17 protein-coding genes and 1 tRNA gene are annotated in these 18,715 nt (G+C 42.7%); 3 read left to right on the plus strand and 15 right to left on the minus strand.

Annotated elements, in window-relative coordinates:
- Positions 1–26 precede the first annotated feature (26 nt).
- From LEP1GSC192_RS04930 to LEP1GSC192_RS04955, 6 genes are all read right to left on the minus strand, one after another.
- A complete protein-coding gene (locus LEP1GSC192_RS04930; RefSeq protein ID WP_020768752.1) occupies positions 27–323 on the minus strand; it encodes a Cys-rich protein in 297 nt (98 codons plus the stop codon).
- A gap of 31 nt (positions 324–354) precedes the next feature.
- Positions 355–1,428, minus strand: a complete 1,074-nt coding sequence (rlmN, locus tag LEP1GSC192_RS04935; protein ID WP_020768900.1) for a 23S rRNA (adenine(2503)-C(2))-methyltransferase RlmN — start codon at positions 1,426–1,428, stop codon at positions 355–357.
- Positions 1,425–2,312 carry a tetratricopeptide repeat protein gene (locus LEP1GSC192_RS04940; RefSeq protein WP_020768957.1) on the minus strand — a complete coding sequence of 296 codons (888 nt, stop codon included), beginning with the start codon at positions 2,310–2,312 and terminating at the stop codon, positions 1,425–1,427. Before LEP1GSC192_RS04940 ends, rlmN begins: the two co-directional genes overlap by 4 nt.
- A 47-nt stretch (positions 2,313–2,359) precedes the next feature.
- On the minus strand, positions 2,360–3,772 hold the full coding sequence (gene sufB / locus LEP1GSC192_RS04945; RefSeq protein ID WP_020768788.1) for a Fe-S cluster assembly protein SufB: 1,413 nt from the start codon (positions 3,770–3,772) through the stop codon (positions 2,360–2,362).
- A gap of 186 nt (positions 3,773–3,958) precedes the next feature.
- Positions 3,959–4,540, minus strand: a complete 582-nt coding sequence (locus LEP1GSC192_RS04950; RefSeq protein ID WP_020768941.1) for a peroxiredoxin — start codon at positions 4,538–4,540, stop codon at positions 3,959–3,961.
- A gap of 232 nt (positions 4,541–4,772) precedes the next feature.
- Positions 4,773–6,779, minus strand: coding sequence for a hypothetical protein (locus LEP1GSC192_RS04955; protein ID WP_020768843.1), 2,007 nt, complete (start codon positions 6,777–6,779; stop codon positions 4,773–4,775).
- 111 nt (positions 6,780–6,890) lie between these two features.
- Between LEP1GSC192_RS04955 and LEP1GSC192_RS04960 the strand changes: the two genes are divergently transcribed.
- Complete coding sequence (locus LEP1GSC192_RS04960; protein WP_008595600.1) at positions 6,891–7,295, plus strand: PaaI family thioesterase; 405 nt, start codon at positions 6,891–6,893, stop codon at positions 7,293–7,295.
- A gap of 23 nt (positions 7,296–7,318) precedes the next feature.
- A tRNA-Leu gene (locus tag LEP1GSC192_RS04965) sits at positions 7,319–7,402 on the plus strand.
- Between the two features lie 4 nt (positions 7,403–7,406).
- Here LEP1GSC192_RS04965 and LEP1GSC192_RS04970 read toward each other — a convergent pair.
- The 9 genes from LEP1GSC192_RS04970 to LEP1GSC192_RS05010 form a co-directional block, all read right to left on the minus strand.
- Positions 7,407–8,165: a hypothetical protein gene (locus tag LEP1GSC192_RS04970; RefSeq protein WP_036089102.1), complete on the minus strand. Its 759-nt coding sequence runs from the start codon at positions 8,163–8,165 to the stop codon at positions 7,407–7,409.
- 258 nt (positions 8,166–8,423) lie between these two features.
- Positions 8,424–9,608: a multiheme c-type cytochrome gene (locus tag LEP1GSC192_RS04975; RefSeq protein ID WP_020768823.1), complete on the minus strand. Its 1,185-nt coding sequence runs from the start codon at positions 9,606–9,608 to the stop codon at positions 8,424–8,426.
- Positions 9,596–11,026 (minus strand): sulfurtransferase, encoded by a 1,431-nt coding sequence (locus LEP1GSC192_RS04980; protein ID WP_020768931.1) that lies wholly within the window; start codon positions 11,024–11,026, stop codon positions 9,596–9,598. Before LEP1GSC192_RS04980 ends, LEP1GSC192_RS04975 begins: the two co-directional genes overlap by 13 nt.
- A gap of 11 nt (positions 11,027–11,037) precedes the next feature.
- Positions 11,038–12,009: a hypothetical protein gene (locus tag LEP1GSC192_RS04985; RefSeq protein WP_020768781.1), complete on the minus strand. Its 972-nt coding sequence runs from the start codon at positions 12,007–12,009 to the stop codon at positions 11,038–11,040.
- Positions 12,010–12,027: 18 nt separating this feature from the next.
- Positions 12,028–12,396 carry a hypothetical protein gene (locus LEP1GSC192_RS04990; RefSeq protein ID WP_020768958.1) on the minus strand — a complete coding sequence of 123 codons (369 nt, stop codon included), beginning with the start codon at positions 12,394–12,396 and terminating at the stop codon, positions 12,028–12,030.
- Positions 12,397–12,557: 161 nt separating this feature from the next.
- Complete coding sequence (locus LEP1GSC192_RS04995) at positions 12,558–14,105, minus strand: hypothetical protein (protein ID WP_020768777.1); 1,548 nt, start codon at positions 14,103–14,105, stop codon at positions 12,558–12,560.
- Positions 14,106–14,410: 305 nt separating this feature from the next.
- Positions 14,411–15,505, minus strand: a complete 1,095-nt coding sequence (locus LEP1GSC192_RS20030) for a hypothetical protein (RefSeq protein ID WP_232420963.1) — start codon at positions 15,503–15,505, stop codon at positions 14,411–14,413.
- A 93-nt stretch (positions 15,506–15,598) separates the two neighbouring features.
- Positions 15,599–16,183, minus strand: coding sequence for a helix-turn-helix domain-containing protein (locus LEP1GSC192_RS05005; protein ID WP_020768830.1), 585 nt, complete (start codon positions 16,181–16,183; stop codon positions 15,599–15,601).
- A 149-nt stretch (positions 16,184–16,332) separates the two neighbouring features.
- Positions 16,333–17,694 (minus strand): hypothetical protein, encoded by a 1,362-nt coding sequence (locus LEP1GSC192_RS05010; RefSeq protein ID WP_020768813.1) that lies wholly within the window; start codon positions 17,692–17,694, stop codon positions 16,333–16,335.
- Positions 17,695–17,828: 134 nt separating this feature from the next.
- Between LEP1GSC192_RS05010 and LEP1GSC192_RS05015 the strand changes: the two genes are divergently transcribed.
- Positions 17,829–18,710: a sulfurtransferase gene (locus tag LEP1GSC192_RS05015; protein ID WP_020768912.1), complete on the plus strand. Its 882-nt coding sequence runs from the start codon at positions 17,829–17,831 to the stop codon at positions 18,708–18,710.
- The last annotated feature ends 5 nt before the right edge of the window (positions 18,711–18,715 follow it).

Consider the following 18,715-nt stretch of genomic DNA (forward strand, 5'->3'; position numbering starts at 1 on the left):
CCAAACTTAATAGAAAAACGATACCATCAATCCATGAGCCCGGATTCCATGAGGCAACGTGTAAATCCGGTACATGTTTTTTCGGACTCGTAACAAGGCATCGCGTATCCTTGTTCTCTCAAACATCCGGATTCACATTCGATCTGCATGAAACTTTTTTGGGAGGCATCCATGGGCCCTTTGGATCCGAATTGTTTCTCCACACAAGAGGTGAAAAACCCGCAGATCTCTTGGCATTTTTGCTGGTAAGGATCCTTACAATCAGTGATGCCGATCAGAATAAAAGAAAATAAGAATAAGGTCGAAAAAAGAGACAGCCTCATTCCAGCTAGGTTATTGGATATGGATCTAAGGTCAACTTTTTGCGGCGAGCATTCCACAGGCCCCGTTGATGTCTTTTCCCGGGGATCTTCTGTTCAAAATAGGAACTCCAGCAGGTTCCAGATGCCGCAAAAACTCGTCTATTTCCTGGTCGGTGGGTCTTCTCCAACCGAAGAACTCCGTGTTCAGAGGGATCACGTTTATTTTACAATCCAATCTTCTTGCGATCTTCACTAATTTTTTAGCGTCTTCCGCGCTCATATTCACGCCAGGGATCATCACGTATTCGAATGTGATCCTACGCTTTAGGACTTTGGTATATTCTAAGGCGGCGTCTAAAAGTTCCGGAAGTGCAAACTTCTCCTCTATATCCATGATCTCTTTTCTTCCGTTCGGATCGGGATGATTGAGCGATATCGCAAGATTATAAGGCTCTTTATTTTCTATAAATCTACGAATGCCGTTTACGACTCCAGAAGTGGAGATCGTAATTCTTTTTGCACCCATTCCCAAAGCTTCTTGATCATGAAGAAGTTCCGCTGCACGCATTACATTAAAGTAATTATGCATTGGTTCACCCATTCCCATGAACACTATGTTTGTGGCACGATCACCAACAATCTTTTCCACCTGGAGGATCTGGTCGATGATCTCACCCGCTTTTAGATTTCCTTGGTAAGGCAATTTGGCAGTGGCACAGAATTTACAATTTAGAGTGCAACCTACTTGGGAAGAAATACAGATCGTTTTTCTTCCGCCGTCTCCGGAAGGGATCCAAACGGATTCGAATTCTTTTCCGCTGCCGGGAATGGATTCGAACGTAAACTTTTGGGTCCCGTCCACCGATTTTAAATGTTTCGCAACGCTGATGGTGGAGAAGCTAAACTTCTCTTTTAATTTTTCCTTAAGTTCCTTTCCTATTGTGGAAAATTCATCCCAAGATTCGTAACGATTGGCGTACAATCCGTTATAGATTTGTTTCGCTCTAAAAGGTTTTTCCCCCAAATCCGAGATGATCCGGGTGAGCTCGTCTAAAGTTTGGCCCTTGACCGGGATTTTTCCGGTCTCATTTTCTCGGGGTTCAGAATTTAGAAGAGTGTCGTTCACTCACAAGATTCCTTATATTGTTTTTCTGCATCGACATATCCCAGGTCCCAGGATTTTTTAAAATCTTTGCAGGACTCAACCTTTCTTTTTAAGGCCGCATAACCTAAACCGCGATTAAAGTAAGAAATGGAATCGTCCGGCAAATCTTCTAGAACCTTGGAATAAGCAGAAACACTCTCCTTGTATTTTCCGGAAGCGTAAGACGCAAAACCTAAAGCAAAAACGGCTCTCGTGTATTTAGGCGATAATTGTACGGATTTTTTAGCATCCGCCAAACCTTCTTTCGTTTTTCCTAATATACTCAACTGGATCGCTCTTTCTGCAAAAGCATAAGACTTATTTAGACCGGAATCTATGGCGAGGTTCATATCTTCCAAACCTTCTTCTTTTCTTTCCAAACTTAAACGACTTAATCCTCTGTAATATAATGCATCCAGATTCTCGCGGTCTAAAGAATACGCGGAATCGAAATCGGTTTCGGACTCGGCGTACCGATTCAGATAATATTTACTTAAGCCACGATTATAGAATGCGGAAGTATTTTCAGGGTTAACGGCAATATAACGATCGTATTGGGAAATAGAATTCTCATATTCGGCTGCATTATAAGAATCTAAACCTTGTTGGAAAAGTTCCTGCAATTCCTGGTCCGAAAGGACTTCAGGAGTGTTATTACGGCTTGCCGATTCTTTTTCTAACTGGTCTATAAAATCGGTGATCCCGGAAACAATAGAAGAGAATTGAAAAGAAGTCTCCGATTTTGCTTCTTCTTTTTGAGTGTCCGCTTTTTCAGGTTCGTTAGAAGAAACAGTCTCCGGAGAAAAGATCTGAAACCCCGCCAAAATCAAACCCACCACCAGGAAAAAACCTAATATTCTCTGCATACGATTTGTATGACCGGATTTTAGAAGGAATACCAGCTTTTTTCCGGTCAGGAAACGGCAGAATCCGAATGTTCGGAAATAACTTTCCCGTCTTCCAGGATCATTCTGATCAGCCGAGTCATCTCCACGGAATATTCCACGTTTAAGTGTTTGGTTACACCCTCACAAAAACCGTTGATGATAAGCAGTTTTGCGTCGTCTTCCGAAAGTCCTCTGGATTGAAGATAGAAAAGTTGGTCCTCGTCGATACGAGAAACGGTCGCCTCATAGTTCAAAGTACCGTTCTGCCCGCTCACATCATTATAAGGATAGGCATGGGATTGCGAACGATCGTCCATCATTAGGCCGTCACATTTCACATGGCTATATGCGTTAGAAGAGCCTGTTGTGAATTTTACAAGACCTCTATAAGAGTTGATCCCACCATCCAAGGAAACACCTTTTGCCAGAATATTACTGCGAGTGTTTTTACCAACGTGAATGATCCTTGCACCGGTATCTTGGATCTGACCGGAACCTGCAAAAGCCAAGGAGAGAATATCTCCCGTAGAATTATCCCCTTGTAATACGATACCAGGATACTTGATCGTATTTGCTCCAATATTCACATCCGTCCAGGTGATATGAGCCGCCTCATGACAAAGACCACGTTTCACGGTCCAGTTATACATATTTTTTTTCCAGTTCTGGATAGTAGTGTAGAATATTTTGGAATTCTTATGAGCGATCAATTCCACCACTGCGGTATGGAAATTTGTGCCTTTATCTTGGACGGAAGAACATCCTTCCGAATATTCCAACTCCGCTCCGTCTTCTGCGATCAAAAGAGTTCTTTCATATTGTCCCGAAGAAGCTGCAGTCACTTTGAAATAAGCCTGCAAAGGCATAGGAGTTTTCACGCCTTTTGGAACGTATGCGAAAGATCCTCCCGAAAAGACAGCCGAGTTCAATGCGGAGAATTTATTATCTCCGATAGAGACTACAGTCCCGATATATTTTCGAACGATCTCAGGATATTCGCGGATCGCAGTATCAATATCGCAGAAAATAATTCCTAGATCGGTAAGTTCCTTTTTGACGTTAGCGTAAACAGTCTCGGAATCTTCCATGGCCTCGATCCCTGCCAGGTATTTTCTTTCGTGTTCGGGGATCCCAAGTCTTTCAAAACTTTTTAATACTTCCGGATCCACTTCGTCCCAGGATTTTTTCTTTTTATGATTTGCGCCTATATAATGCACATACTCGTCTATATCCACTTTGAAGTTAGGAAAAAATCCCCAACTAGGCATAGGTTTACTTTCAAAAACTTTAAATGCCTCTAGACGGAACTCGGTCAACCACGCAGGCTCATTTTTGATATGGGAGATGGACTCCACCACTTTGCGTGTAAGTCCTTTGGGAAAATTATCCGCACGATAATATCTGTCTTCGTCGGATATGATCTCAAGTGCTTGTGCCATAATATTGTTCTCCCATATCTTAGACTTTAAAAAGAAAGATGCAACCCTTTCCGAAAGTCTAAAAGGCGAGTTTTGCCCGCTGCGAGCTATTATAACCAGATTTTAAGGATATGGTCGCTTGGACCAGGAGAAATTCTAAGAAAGGAGAATCCGGCCGATACGACCGGATTTTCCGTAAATATTGGATTAGTTTACCGCGGAGAAGTATTCTTTGGACTTTTCCGGATCCGCTTTCATGGTTTTTTTGCCTTCGTCCCAGTTTGCAGGGCAAACTTCGCCGTGTTTTTCCACGTATTGGAAAGCTTTCACCAAACGGATCGCTTCATCAATGTTTCTTCCTACAGGAAGGTCGTTGATAGTAGACTGACGGATCACTCCGGCAGGATCGATCACAAAGGTACCTCGAAGCGCGACTCCGCCTTCGGTAAGAACTCCGTAATCTCTTGCGATTGACTTCGTTATGTCAGCAATTAGAGGATACTTGATATCTCCCAATCCGCCTTGTTTACGAGGTGTGTTTTTCCATGCAAGGTGAGTAAAAGCGCTGTCCACGGAAACTCCTAGAACTTCCGCTCCGATTTTTTTGAATTCGTCCAATTTTGCATCGTACTCGATGATCTCAGTTGGGCAAACGAAAGTGAAGTCGAGGGGCCAGAAGAATAGAACAACCCACTTTCCTTTATAGTCGGAAAGTTTGATTTCCTTGATTTGCTGACCGATAACGGCTTCTGCTTTAAAGTCCGGTGCGAGTGAAGTAACTTGAGGCATTTTGCTCTCTCCTATTTAGAATCATTCTAAATTTAGACAGCCAGGAAGGAAAGCAGTTTTTCTTTTTTTCTGAAAAACGAAATATTTCAACCAATCGCAGTTTTCAGACAGAATTTCAGGTTTAATAAGTTTTTTCGCACGGAGATCACAGAGAACACTAAGGGGCTTTAAATGAAAGCGATTCCCGTATTCTGTTCTTAGCTCCGTGTGCTCCGTGGTCTCTGTGTGAACCTTACCCCTTGGCCATTAGATATTTTTCCATGAACTCTGTGATGTCCTTGATGTTGCGATTGATCATCTTTCTAAGTTCGGGAGGGATGTTCTGGGATTTGATCACACGATAATAGTTCAGAGCATTTTTCAACATTTTGCGGCGGGCGAATTCCTGGGCCTTGATCAGCATAGGTTTATACTTATAATATGAGTATTCCATAATACTGTAATTCTTAGAAAGTTTAAATGAATGAGGTATCTTCCCGAAATCATAGGTCAAGGTCAAGAACGGAGCATCGTCCACTTCCGGAGGTTTTAACTCCAGAATACCGTGGATCATCTTAGGCTCGTCGTCCTGTCCTCCGCCTGGGCCTTCCGGACGATCTTGGTCTAAAGGTTCCAGGCCCCCATCCAGTACTTCAATTTCCGGAGCTTCTTCCGCGCTAGGAGAAGGAGCCGGTGCGGAACTCGGAGCCCCTGGTCCCGCGAGTGGAGGAATTTCAGGTGTATATTCTTCCCGTTTCGTTTCATCCACAGGATCGGGAAGATCTATTTTCGGTAATTCTACTGGACCTGGCGCAGAAGCAGCTTCTCCACTGGGAGCCGGTGCTGGTGCAGCTTGAGGAGTTCCTTCAGGCTCCCCTCGTAAGACTTTATCTTCCGGATCGGGTAAACGGATCGGAACAAGATCGATCTGAGGAAGTACAGGTGCTGCATAACCTGGGATCTGATCGGAAAGAGGATATTCAGGTCTTGGCCAATCCTGAGGTAAAGGTTCTTCAAATGCTTGCTCTTCTCTTTCTTGGCGTTTTTCCTCCGCCTTCTTCTTGAGATAATCATCTCTCTCTTGGAAAAGATCTTCTTTCCTTCTATCTTGTTCCCCTCTTCTATCCTTACGAGAACCTTCTCCACCTCTTCTATCTGCTTGGGAGCGACGGTCTTCTCCCGTCCTTCTATCCACAAGAGGAAGGTCTTTAAACTTATCCCATTCATCCGTAAAGAACGTATCTTCCGGAAGATCCATCTCATTCGGATTTAGGTGTTCTTGGTCTTTCGGTTTCGGAGAAGGTTCGGAAGGAGCAAAATCTTCCGGGCCTACAGGACCCGGACCACCGCTTGGAGGAGGACCGCCAGGCCCAGGAGGAAATCCTCCTGGAGGGGAAGGAACTCCCGCACTATAAGAAATAGGCGCTCCGGGTGGAGGCGGAGGCATCGGCCCGGAAGAAGGGGCATAAGAAATAATTTGATAAGATACCGGCCCCGGCGGTAATTCCGCAGAAAGTTTCGGGACCTCCATTCCGGGAGGAGCTTGGATCTGGATCGGATTAGCAAATCCCTGGGAAAGATTATTTCCTAATGCTTGGCTGATATCCTTGATCGCTTTGACCAGATCCCCCATGGGAATCGGTGGTCCGGTATAATTCGGATCATCCGGAGTGTACATCTCTTCTTCCGGAGGAGAACTTAGATGATCTTCGATCGCTTGGATATTATTGTCTATTTTCTCGTTAATATCCGCATCAGGAATTCGAGCATTAGTTCTTTTTAATATTTCTAATGCGCCTAAAAAGTTCTCCTTATCCACCAATGCTTCCGAATGAAGCAAAGGTCTTCGATGATGAGCATAACGAGAATTATTCCGAATGATATCGTCGGTTGCATGAGGAAGTTGTAATTTTTCCTTCTTCTTTAATCCTGGATAGTTCGGTTTTTCGCCGCTTCCGGAAGGAGGACTCCATTCGTCCTTAGGTTTTTCCGCTTCTTCCCGACCGCCACCTCTTTGTGGTGATGAGGAAGTCGGAGAAGAGGAAGAATCTTGGTCTCCTACATTGACTAGTTTACCGCGATCAGCTGGAGTGGGACTTCCCCCACCGGAGGAGCCAGAGCCGGGACCACCTCCTCCACTCGCAGCCCCGCCTCCAGGAGAAGGCGTAGGACTTCCGGAAGATCTATTCGGATCTCTGAATAAAGTGTATGCTCCTGCTCCCGCAGAAAGAAGTCCTAGTAATAAAAGAAGGGCCGTCATTAGAAAAAATCTTACCTAGTATTTTCGACAGAACATTACGTCGTTCTTAAACGGGACCCAATAGCTTTTTTCCGATTGACACCATGAATGTTAAGTAATAACTTGACATATATGAAATCAACGGTTCGGGAAAACCTGAGCTTCGGGTCTAGTCCTGATAATCCGGACGGTCTTCAATTAAAGATCACCTTTGATGAGGACACAAAAACCGCTTACGGCGACTACACGGTTCCTGAAAAGTTCCAAGGGTCTCCGGACGTGATCCATCCCGGAATCATCGCCACTATTTTGGACGAAATCATGGCCAAAATCAATGAGGCGATGAATTTTAAAACAACAACCGGCGAGTTGACGATCCGCTTCTTGCAACCTGCCCAAGTAAATCAACCTCTGCATTTACGTGGCTGGTTTGTTAAAAAGAACAAAAAAGTGATCGAAAACAGAGCCGAAATCGAGAACGAGATCGGTAAGATTGTTGCCCGCGGTAAGGGCAAATACATCGAACTCGATTCCTGATCCAATAAGGAATTATAAAACCCGCCGATGTGGTGGAATTGGTAGACGCACTGGATTCAAAATCCAGCGGGGGCAACCCCGTGTCGGTTCGACTCCGACCGTCGGCACGGGTTATGTACCGCTTACAGTAGCGATTGCTTCCTCAAAGGCATCCTTCTCCACTTGGTCGATCGCTTCTAAGATTAAATCCATTTCCTCTCGAGTCATCCCGGAAAATAGTTCTTCTCCCTTTGTGAGGATACCTGCTCCGAGCATAATACCTTCTACTTCTTGCTGCGTATATGTTTTCGTTTTGGACTTCATCGTATTAACGACTGCATCCATGAGTTGTTTGATCTTAGAAAGAAGTTCCTTATCCGAAAGTGTGGCGAATAATCTTAAGATATCTTCCCGAAATTGGTCCGCGTCTTTTTTAGAAACCGAAGCAAGAACCTGATCAAAGACTGATTTATTCGTGAGATCCTTCCCTTCTTTTAATAATTCTTTTGCTTTCGAAAACATGATCTCTTCGAATCTGTGAGCGGTTACATAAGAATGTAATGCTGCAAATCCGGCTTGGAATGCTGACTTTAAATGGCGGCCCAGTTTGAATACGGCTATACTCAAAGAGCCTAAAAGCCCGAATACTTTTGGCGGAGAATGTACAAATCCCGCCAAGGATTCGAACGCACCGTCCAATTTCTTCCTACCCGCGTGTTCCGGGTATAGCAGTTCCAGAAAGTAGCGTACTAAAAGATCCACTTTCTCCTCCGGGATAGAAGAGAACTTTGGATACTTAGATAAATTGGTCTTGGAATATCTCCGTTTTAAGGCTTCTCTATATGCACTTATTAATTTTGGGAATTCCGGTTCTTCTAATATAGATGCCATACTCGGGATGATTTTGGGGATCTGCGGTAGATTCGGAAACTAGTTTTTTGCTGTTTCGCACAGAGAACACAGAGAGCACGGAGTGTTTATTTTTCACGCAAAGCCGCAAAGAAAAGAAGATACGCAATGTAGGAATTCCAACATCCAACTTAACTATCGCGTGTTGGAACTCCTACACTCCTCACCACCCCTCTGTGATCTCCGTGCGAAAAAAATCCTTAGCGGTCTTTGCGTCTCTGCGTGCGAATATCCCTGCGTTTATTTTTTCCATTCGAGACGAGCCAATTCGTATTTTGCAGCGTTTGCTTCTTCTAATGACTTTTTTAAATTCGGCAAAACCCAAGGTATTGTATCTTCTGGAAATGTATCTCTGTAGTTCCAATTATCCTGAAACATTCTTTTATAATATTCTTTCGGATCTACTGTAACGATGAATTCGACCCGTTTGATTTTGGAAAATTCTTCTTTTGATATTTGGACACGAAGAAGAGCGGATTCTCCCGGAGAAAGTCTTGTATCGAAAATTTCTTTCTGCAATTCTAAATCCAACATCCAGCCTAATGTTTTCTCGGAGATCTTTTTTCTTTTTCCAGTGAGGGATTCTGTCCAAACTTCTAAATATACTTTTGGGACCGAATAACTGGGAAATGAATGCCCTACACCGGAGTTTTTGAGTTCGGAAATAATTTCGGCTCCTTCTTCTTTTGGGAGTACTTGTAAAGAAGTTTGGACCCCACGTTTTACCATTTCAGCGTCGGAGATACCTTTCCATTCGTGCTTTCTGTCCGGCATATGGCAGTTCTGGCATTGCACGTTAGAATCTGCAAATCCGGACCTTCTCCATTGACCGTAGGTATCCATCAGAAACTTTCCGTTTACCTGTTTTGCGGTATCGGGAGATTGATGGCAGTTCTTGCAGAATTCGGATTCTTCGAATTCCTTTTGGGGAATAAAACCTTGGTGAGGAATATTCGAATTTTGGAATATTCTATCCTTAGCCCAGTCTTTGGGAAACGGTCCGTATATTTTTCCTTTTCGGAGATGGCAACTTACGCATTGGACTCCGTTTTCTTCACTTCCCGGTTTCCAAGCTGGATCGGATACTTCTCCCCAACCTAAACGAGAAAGTAAGATGTTTTTGGTTTCCGGATTTGGGCTATGGCAATTCAAACAATTTTCGGATCCGTGTTTTCCGATCCGAGGTAATTGCCAAAGAAAGCCCGGGCCAACGGCCCGGGAGTGAAGTGCCGACTTCCATGAACCGAACTGTTGTAAATGGCAACTCCCGCAAGAGGCCGGGTTCGGATCTACTGAAAGCGAGCCTTGGGATTCGAGGGGGAATGCCCAATGCCTTTGGTGAAACCCTTCTTCTTTACAATACAAAAAGAAGAAGGCCGCCGCAATAAATGCAGCCAGGAAGAATAAAGAGGTTATCCTCCGCAAGGATTTCCCCCACCACCGCCTCCTGAACCACCTCCTCCGCCGCCGGAGGAAGCAGAACCTGAAAGATATTTTTTATCCTGGTCTATGATATCGTTCGTACCTTTCGCAAAATTTCGGTCCGGAGTGAAATAATTACCTAAATTAGAAATATTGGATGTGTCTATTCCCGATTTTCCTACGTTATACGTAATCGATTCAGTAACAGCGGATCTGTCCGTTCTCCAAGGAGATACCGCGCTTAGATTGGACCAAGCAGCGCTGGGATCGTAAGCAAGTGATCCCCATTCTACCCAAGAGCCGTCATAAAATCTGGTCGGATATCCAAGGATCGCAAGCGTGGCAAATCCGGTGATGGAAGATCGTATGTTCGTTCTGCAATACGCAATTATCGTCTGTCCGTTCGTATATCCATTCGTAGAGAGAAGGTTTTGAAGATCCGATTTCGGTAGGAACTCCTTGTTCGCATTGATAAAGTTCGCGAAAGGAATGTTCTTTGCTCCCTTAATATGGCCTTCGAAAGGTGTATAACAACTAGGGGTATCCGCGCAAGTATAAGTAGAAGCTCCAATTGTTGTTCCGGAACCATCGTATTCCGCGGCAGTCCTTGCATCTAAAATAAAACTTCCTCCTTCGGGCGCAGGTGTGGAACTTTCGAAAGTCGGATTTGTAAACCCTTGGACCGCATTAAAAACATCCGCTAATGTAGCCTGCAAGATCGTGTGATCCCGATACAAACCTCCTAGATTACCCGCCCCGCTAGTTGTAGGAACAGTGTAGGAAGACCCGCCGGTAAGCTCGGAAGCTGCGATCTTTGCGGAAATCGCTCCGTTCAAAACGGCAAGATGATTTTTTTCCACTCCCCAATAATACATTGTATACCAAGATCGAAGGGTCAGCATCAGATTTCCGTCACTCGGAACATCTTGTGCAAGGACGATCAGATCCGTTGCCGGATTGACCCCGAAACGTTTTAAGAATGCGTCGATATTCTTTCCCTCCGGAACGATTGTCTCCGTATCCATCAGACCGTTAAATCTGGTCTGTCCGAAAAAAGTATAATCCGTAGAACTTGAACTGATCCCATACACTCTGACACCAGCCTCGGGTCTTATATAAGAACCGGAAAGAGATCCGCTGCTGATCTGAAAGATGATGAGCCTTCCGCTGATCACAGAAGGATGATTCGCAGCCCAATTCGATCGCCAAAATTCCAAAGTGGACGCAGTGATGAGTCCGTACGAATTATTATTATAATCGTCGTCGGATACCGACAAAAGTTGAGAAGTCCCGAAAACCTGCACTGGTTGCACCAAAGCAAGTTTCTGATATGGAGTGATATACTCCGGCGCACTGCAGTATCCAAGAAAAGGGATTAGTAAAACACGAATTCCTAATTTTCTAATATTAAAATCGAACATATTCCCTCCGATCACAAGTTAAACGGAAAATTGATCAAGAACCCGAAGGTCTTTAAGATTGCGGTGTTGTATCCGGAATATGTATAAGAATAGAAGAAGTTATAATAATTCCCGTACTTATCCGTATACCCCAAACTTACTTCCACGTTATGATATACTTCCTTTCTTCCCCAAGCAGGCCTTTCGTGCTCTAGGTAATAATTGTACCAATCCTGCCCGAAAGGAGCAATAGAAGGCGGATCCAACTGGATCAAGTTTAAAGGAGGAGTTCCTCTTGGATCGGCGAAAGCATATCCTCCTTGTCCGATCTGTCCTCTGCTTCCAACAATGAAGATAAAAGAATCGAAAAAACGTTTGTACAGCGCTCCGAAATAAAGAATATCATCCGGTACCGGTTTTTCCCTTTTCCGATAACTCCATTCACCCAAAGCGCCGAGTCCCCAAATGTTGAAGTCTTTTCCCAGATAGATATTTACCTCTGCACCGTTCGATCCATCTCCTAAAGCCTGAGGATTTCTATCATAATCTCCCTTTTTAATCCCACCAACCCTTACGCTTATTGTCGGGATCCAGATAGAATCGAAATCATATTCATCCAAAATCTTGTAGCGTAAACCCGCTCTCGAATCAATGATCCCGTATTTGTCCGGTTGTTCAGGTGAAGTTAAGGTCCCGAAATAACGGTCTATTAATTGGGTTCTTCCCAATTTACCGAAACCTGTCTGCAAATCCATAGTCAGTCTGTCAGTGATCCCATACTCGAACGCAAGAGCGCCCACATTGATACGGACATCGTCGTCGTAAGTGGTATGGTATTTACCCACGTATGCGGAATCATAGACCGAATTCACCGCGGTAGTCCGGACCCATAGTTGTCTTTGGTAAGGAGCCCAAACCGTCTGAGAGAATAATTCCCCAATAAAAAAAGGTTGGGCCAAAAATAGAAGGGGAAGGAGAACTCCCTTCTTAATTAAATATTTCATTATATAAAGATTCCCTGCTTAATCCCTTTTCTCCTCCAACTTCAGGTTGAAGCGGATACTTACGAAAAATTCCAAAGCGGAAATCTGTTCTTCCGACAATTTGCCCGCCAAATCCTCCAGGTTTACCCTTCCTTTTTCCGAGTTGGGCAAGGAACCTTGCAGATATTCCAACCGGTTTTTCTGCGATTTTGCGAGATCTTCTTTTTTAGGGTCTAAGGCGACTTCTCCGTTATAGATTGCTTTGCCGAGATTGAACTTCTCTCTTTCCTTTCCGCGAAGCGCCTGACCGGCCACTCCACCTCCTCCGAATCCCCCGGAAGCGAAAAGTGTTTCCAAAGAAGAGAAAAATAATACGCCTATGAGCGCATATATATATAAGATTTTCATAAAACAGTAACTCCCTCTTTTTTTTATAATCCGCCTTAAAAACTTAGGTTATCGATAAGCGTTTAATCACGGGTTTAAAAAACCTGGACCATTGGGACCGGTTCTTATGTTACGGAATCGAAGAGGGCGAGATTCACCCACCCTCTTTATCTAAGTCGCGACTATTGATTTTTGTAATTCCAGTCTTCCACAAAGGCCGCTTTGGTAGTAGTAGCCGAAGAGTTGATTTGGAAATAATCCACAGTGGATTTTTTTACACCGGAGTTATAGTGCGGGCCTAATCCGGATCCCCTGGCGCCGGACTCGATCACACCTTGAACGTCCGCAGCAAATTTAACCGGAACGGAAGGATAAGAAGAAGCCCCAGCAGTCACATCGTCGTTGAAATTCGCAGCCGGGAAGTTTCCTGATAAGAACCCGAAGATACTCCACCCATCTTCCAAGAATACGGTTGGACGTCCCAAGATTAGAAGAGTGGAAATACCGCTCGTCTGAGTTCTGGTATTTGTCCTACAGTATTGAAGAATAGTTTGGCCTTCTTCATATGCAGGCGCACCTGCATTAGGTCCGCCGGTGGTTCCGTAAGTATCCCAAATATCCTTAACATCCGCTTTGGATTTGAACTTGAGGGTATTAAAAGTCCCTGCTGCTGAAGTAGTATAAGCGTAAGTGTTGTCCAAAGACGCCCGATCAATTAAGTTAAAGTGAGGAACGAATACTGCTCCTTTTAAGTGACCTTCGAAAGCGACTGCTCCACCTGAAGTTTTAGTGGTTACAGTTGTGTTCTCTCCACCATCGTATTCTTGCCATCCAGCAGTCGAAGTATACGCGCCAATAGTGTTGGTATTATTTTTAGTTCTGTTATCGGAGATCAAAACGCTGGAAGAAAGTCCCTTTACACTATGGTTTCCGTTGTTCTTCACTACCTCGATAGTATCTTCGATGCTCAATGTTAAGATTCTGTTATCCACATTCTTCAGTTGTTTCACCGAGAATGTTCCGTTCAAAGGAGGAACAGACTCGTCGGTATCATTGCCTAATTCCGCTTCAGGGAATTGACCTTTAATAGTTCCGTTCAAGATAGCAAGATGTTCGTGCGCCACACCCCAATATCTTAACGAATAATGTTGGTGACCGATGGATCCGTAGTTATCTCCGTTACCGCTTGCAAAAACGATCAGATCCTTAGTAGGATCTACCCCGTAAGTTTGGAACCATTCGTCGATGCTCGCGCCGCCGATAATTCCGAATCCTCCAGTTGTTGCAGTTCCGCCAGGAATAGAGATCAAACCGTTGTATCTGGTTTCTCTAAAAGTTTTCCAAGAATAAAGCGCTGAGTTGTTTCCATCAACGGAGATAAAAACTTTCACTCCGGTTGTAGGAAGGATTAAACTTTTATTCGAATCCGCTCCCACTTTGTTTGCTTGAAAGATCACCAAATTTCCGGTAATTCCTGCTGGCTTATTGTTTGCCCAGTCGTTTACCCAAGTTCTAAGTGTAGATGCCGTGATTAGACCGAATCGATTCTCGTTATAATCGTCCGCAGATTCGATCGCTAGATCGGAAGCGCTGGCAACTTTTACACTTGAAGTTCCCCCGCTGATTGCCGCTAGCGCTAGTGCGGAACTATCGGAAGTTCCCTCCCCACAATTCCCGAATAATCCCAGCGCAATTGCCAGGAGGCTCGAATAAATGAGCATATTTTTCATTTTGTTCTCCGTTGCTGGTCCGGTTCGGGGTTCCCTCATGTTTATTCCACTGCGGACTCTAAGAACAAAATCGATACAGAGTTTCGCTATTGCCAAGATTATTTCATTATAACGAATATAATTTCCAATAAATTAGATAATATATTATAGCAAAGAACCAATTTTTTAAACAAAACAGACTAAACTCTAAAAAATCGGAAACAAAATGGAAGGTAAAAATGTTTTTGTGAATTTAGGCTGCGTTATTTTCCGCTAAGCAGAATATTCAGGAATTACAAATTATTTTTTTATAATGTAATTTCACTTTAAAAGGAGATACGAGGTCCTAAATAGATCAGGTCCCCGCCCCATTTATAGAAAGGATCAAAAACCAAAAGATAGGCAAATGCAAGAACCAATCCGAAGCACAAGATCCATTTATCCCGCTTGGAAAATCCACTTCGAAAGCGGATCAACCAAAGAGCGATCCACGCCGGATAGAATAAATGAGAAAACACTCTCGTACTATCTGCAGTGAAAAATGTAATGACAAAGGCCCCGAAGCACACCAAGAGGATCGATACCTTTTTACGTGCCAGATTCTCTAAAAACAAAAATAACAAACCGTTCCAAAAAGAAACTAAGGTAAGAATAAGATGTTTCATGTGCATAGAATACCAACGCGCAAAACCCAAGGACTGCGCCGTATCTAACCTTCTTTCATTCCATTCTATTCCATTGAGATAGAAGATCAGAAAAGAAGAAATTCTTCCAGCGAATATCCCCAAAAAGAAGACCTTTAATATATCTCGATCTATCTCTTTTTTCTCCCAAAAATACAAAAATAGAACGAAAAGAGAAATCGGGACGAATTGATAAAAATGGGTCCAAGATCCCAGCACAAAAAGGAAAAATAAAACGTAAGAGTGGATCTTCTTCCCTGGATACTGATCTCTCTGATCCAAAAATATAATTAGCAATACCGACCAGAAGAACGTAAGATGATCCGCAAAACCGATCCAATTATTTTGGATAAGATAAACGGGAGAAAGAAGTAAGAAAAAACCCAAAAAGACCCCGGTAAAACTTCCTCTAAAATAATAAGCGTAGGAAATCAGGATTGCGGAAGTAATATATAATAGAAACTTACAATATCTTTTGAACTCTTCCGGAGAAAGATCTATCCCGAAAATTTTGAGATGATACGGAAATAAAAAGGAATCCGAATCGTATTCCGTAGAAAGATCGGATTTAGAAAGATAATAAAATCCGGAATTGATCACCTGAGATTGGGAAGACGTCTTGTATAAAAGGTATGAGGCTTCCTTTAAGAAAAAAATAGAAACAAGTCCGATCAGTAAGGACAAAATCAGCCTTTTTCGCTTGGAGAAACTTTCTAGGATGTTATTAAGGATCTTCATCTAACCGACAAACTTTTCCTAGAGTGAAACGTCCGGATTATACTCAAAGCCCCCTGAAGAATTGCAATTAACAAACGCGAACAGGAATCTATTTCAGTCGTCGGAAAGAGAAGAGGACCAGATCAGATAAGAGTCCTTCTCCCCTAAATTTGCAAGCTCTTGCAGATCTTTTCCCAAAAAGGTCATGCTGTCACCTTCTTGCAAGTCGAACCATTTACCTCCCACTTTCAAACGTAGCGCGCCTGACTGTAGGAATAAATTCTGTCTTTGTTTGGATTGCACTTTTGTAATAAACGTTTTAGCGACTCCAGGCAGAAGCCTAATCTCAAATAGTCTAGTTTGAAATCTAGTTTCTTCATGAAGAAGAGGACGGATCACGTACTGATTCTCCTCCACTGAACTTCCGGTGGAGTCTTCTTTCCTGTAAATTTTAGGAAATTCTTCCTTAGAAAATTCCATAAGACTGGACAAAGGTAAACGGATCGCCTTGGAAATTTTCCATAATAAAGCGATGGAAGGTGCGGCTTTTCCGGATTCGACCAAGCTTAACATTCCTCGGCTCACTTGAGATAATTCTGCAAGCTTTCCTAGTGAAAGACCTAACTCTTGTCTTCTCTTCCGAACCAAGGTCCCAATGGATTGGATCAGGCCTCTTTCCATCGGATCGATCGTCGGCATACTCGGTTCTCCCCACTGAAACGGAATTTTGTTTATCCCGAGCAGTTATAATAAGAATGATTCCAACTTATTAGAAATATAGTTTAAAATAACAATCAAAATTCTATAAAAACGAATAAAATTATAATTTAACTGAAATAAGATGTTTTTTAAAGAGAATTGGCAATTTTAGAAGAAAAGCGAACTCGAATCCAGATTAGAAGAATGGGCAAGAAGATAAAACTAACAGAGAGCAAAAGCAGATCAGGATGTACATAAAAACCTTTTTCTACTACGGATCTCCAATCTCCTAGGTTTGCGAAATTCAAATAAGAAAACTGTCCTAAAAACAAAAACATCCAAGAAGGCCAAAAGTTCCTCGGGAACCTGAGTAAAAACGGGAACATCCAAAGTAAATACCAGGCATTGACCACAGGACAGAAGTAAAAGAACAAGAAGAATGTGATCCCGATCTTCTCTTCCTTCTCCAAATCGGAAGTATATCGTTTATTCAAAAAGATCAATGTACTTAAAATGGAAGGAAGCACCCAAATCGCCCTAGATAATTCTCCGAATGTAGCATGAAGGATATTATAACCCAGAGGAAAGAATGTAAAACTTCCTATAAAGCTGCGCAGAGACGTAAAATCAGTCTCCTTGGAAAAGAATAGAAAAGGTGAATATGCTAATACTATTCCTAAAACCGCTAAACTCGGATCAATTACCGTTTTTTTCCAGTTATGATTTTTTTCCCAATGCCATTTTAATAAAAAAGGAAAAAGTAAAATTCCGAATCCTTTTACTGCCAGGCTAAGTCCCCAAACAAAGAAGCTTAGACGAAACTTATACTTCTCCATTAAATAAAATGAAAAGAACAAAAAAAAGATCCCTATAATATCCGGATGTGCATTCAGAAAGACCTCTTTTATGAGGACCGGATTCCAAAAGTATATTGCGGAAGATCGAGTCCCGTATTTCGTTCGGATCAAAAAAAATAAAAGAATATCGGGAACCAAAAGAAAAAGTTTCAGCGCCCAGAGCTTCCAAGGAAATAAAAGGTGGATTAAATAAAAATAGATCTCGAGTAGAGGACCGTAAATGGTAGGCCAGTCCGGATGATTGATCCTAGAAAGTATTTCCGTTCTGATCGGATCTATTTCTCCAAAGAATGATTCCGGTTTGATCCCATACGGGCTTCCTTTTTCGGAACTAATCCAACCATCCCAAAGATAACGAGCCCAATCATCTTCGAAGATCGGAGTGGATAAGATCAAAACTCCTCGAAGAAGAACTCCTAAAACAAAACCGAACCTATCTGACGTTTCGAAAGTTTTAGAAAAAAATAAAAATCCGTAAACGGCGCAGACTCCGCAAAACCCAAAGATGTACAAACTTCCATTTAAACTTCTCCCTAAATTTTTCTTTTCCCAGAAGAGAAAAATGCTAAAATACGCAAACGCAGCCAAGATCCAGATCAGATAGGTCCGATTTAGAATCCGGTTTCCTCTTTCTTGAATCCTTTCAAATTCCAAGTTCTATTCCCCATTTAAGGCGAAATCCCATTAAAATCATGGCCTCATTTCTGTGATATTAAAATTATTCTGCTATATAAGATTTTTTGTATTATTTATTGACACGCGTATCGATCCATCCCAAATTAACGTACATGCTCAGGATCTTCTTTGCTTTAGTTTTTCTTTTTTCTTCCTCACTTTTCGCCTCCGAAAAACTTTCCGGGGTTAAAGGCTGGTTTATCAGTGCACCCGAAGCATTGTATCTACATGGCCAAGGTGCAGTGTTCGTGGATGCAAGAGAAGGGATCAAATTTTCTGGCATACCTAAATCCATTCCCTTAGGGTGGCAGGAGATCTCTCGGAAAGAATTTCCCCACCAAGGAAATTTAATCGAGGCATCGGAAGCGAAGGAGCTACTACGTAAGAAAAGTTTGTATCCGGACAAGATAGTATTGGTGTTCGGGGATCCTATTGGAGGATGGGGAGAAGAAGGAAGGATCGTTTGGTCTTTACGCACATTAGGTTTTTCTAAAGCCTTTATAGTGGACGGAGGGATCAATTCTTTAAAAAAGGCTTCCAATTCCTCTGTTCCGATCCGTCCGGAACTTCTTTCCAAAATAAACTCTTCCGATTCGAATGATAAAAATTGGTCAGCAGATTCCAAATTTGTCCTATCCCAACTTTCCGATAAAAAATTCGCTTTTATAGATACCCGAGAAGAAAGAGAATTTTTAGGACAAACTCCCTACGGAGAGTCTAGAGGAGGACATCTTCCCGGAGCAAAATGGATCTATTATAAACAATTTTTGGACAAAGACGGATATTTATTAAGCGAATCCAAGATCCTCGCGAAATTATATGAATTAGGGATTTCTAAGGATAAGACAGTGATTTCTTATTGTACCGGAGGAGTAAGATCCGGATGGATGACTTCCGTTCTGGTCTCATTGGGTTATAATGCAAAAAATTATGCAGGCTCCATGTGGGAATGGTCTTCTAAAGGGGATGAAAACCACCCTTTAGTAACTAGATAAAATTT

Origin of the sequence: Leptospira sp. B5-022, from assembly GCF_000347035.1 — a bacterium.
GTDB classification, from domain to species: Bacteria; Spirochaetota; Leptospiria; order Leptospirales; family Leptospiraceae; genus Leptospira_B; species Leptospira_B cinconiae.

Excerpts from the sequence above, each read along its gene's own strand:
- LEP1GSC192_RS04930 (WP_020768752.1), bottom strand. The coding sequence starts at position 323 with ATGAGGCTGTCTCTTTTTTCGACCTTATTCTTATTTTCTTTTATTCTG.
- LEP1GSC192_RS04940 (WP_020768957.1), bottom strand. The coding sequence starts at position 2,312 with ATGCAGAGAATATTAGGTTTTTTCCTGGTGGTGGGTTTGATTTTGGCG.
- sufB (WP_020768788.1), bottom strand. The coding sequence starts at position 3,772 with ATGGCACAAGCACTTGAGATCATATCCGACGAAGACAGATATTATCGT.
- LEP1GSC192_RS04950 (WP_020768941.1), bottom strand. The coding sequence starts at position 4,540 with ATGCCTCAAGTTACTTCACTCGCACCGGACTTTAAAGCAGAAGCCGTT.
- LEP1GSC192_RS04955 (WP_020768843.1), bottom strand. The coding sequence starts at position 6,779 with ATGACGGCCCTTCTTTTATTACTAGGACTTCTTTCTGCGGGAGCAGGA.
- LEP1GSC192_RS04960 (WP_008595600.1), top strand. The coding sequence starts at position 6,891 with ATGAAATCAACGGTTCGGGAAAACCTGAGCTTCGGGTCTAGTCCTGAT.
- LEP1GSC192_RS04970 (WP_036089102.1), bottom strand. The coding sequence starts at position 8,165 with ATGGCATCTATATTAGAAGAACCGGAATTCCCAAAATTAATAAGTGCA.
- LEP1GSC192_RS04980 (WP_020768931.1), bottom strand. The coding sequence starts at position 11,026 with ATGTTCGATTTTAATATTAGAAAATTAGGAATTCGTGTTTTACTAATC.
- LEP1GSC192_RS04985 (WP_020768781.1), bottom strand. The coding sequence starts at position 12,009 with ATGAAATATTTAATTAAGAAGGGAGTTCTCCTTCCCCTTCTATTTTTG.
- LEP1GSC192_RS04990 (WP_020768958.1), bottom strand. The coding sequence starts at position 12,396 with ATGAAAATCTTATATATATATGCGCTCATAGGCGTATTATTTTTCTCT.
- LEP1GSC192_RS04995 (WP_020768777.1), bottom strand. The coding sequence starts at position 14,105 with ATGAAAAATATGCTCATTTATTCGAGCCTCCTGGCAATTGCGCTGGGA.
- LEP1GSC192_RS20030 (WP_232420963.1), bottom strand. The coding sequence starts at position 15,505 with ATGAAGATCCTTAATAACATCCTAGAAAGTTTCTCCAAGCGAAAAAGG.
- LEP1GSC192_RS05005 (WP_020768830.1), bottom strand. The coding sequence starts at position 16,183 with ATGCCGACGATCGATCCGATGGAAAGAGGCCTGATCCAATCCATTGGG.
- LEP1GSC192_RS05015 (WP_020768912.1), top strand. The coding sequence starts at position 17,829 with ATGCTCAGGATCTTCTTTGCTTTAGTTTTTCTTTTTTCTTCCTCACTT.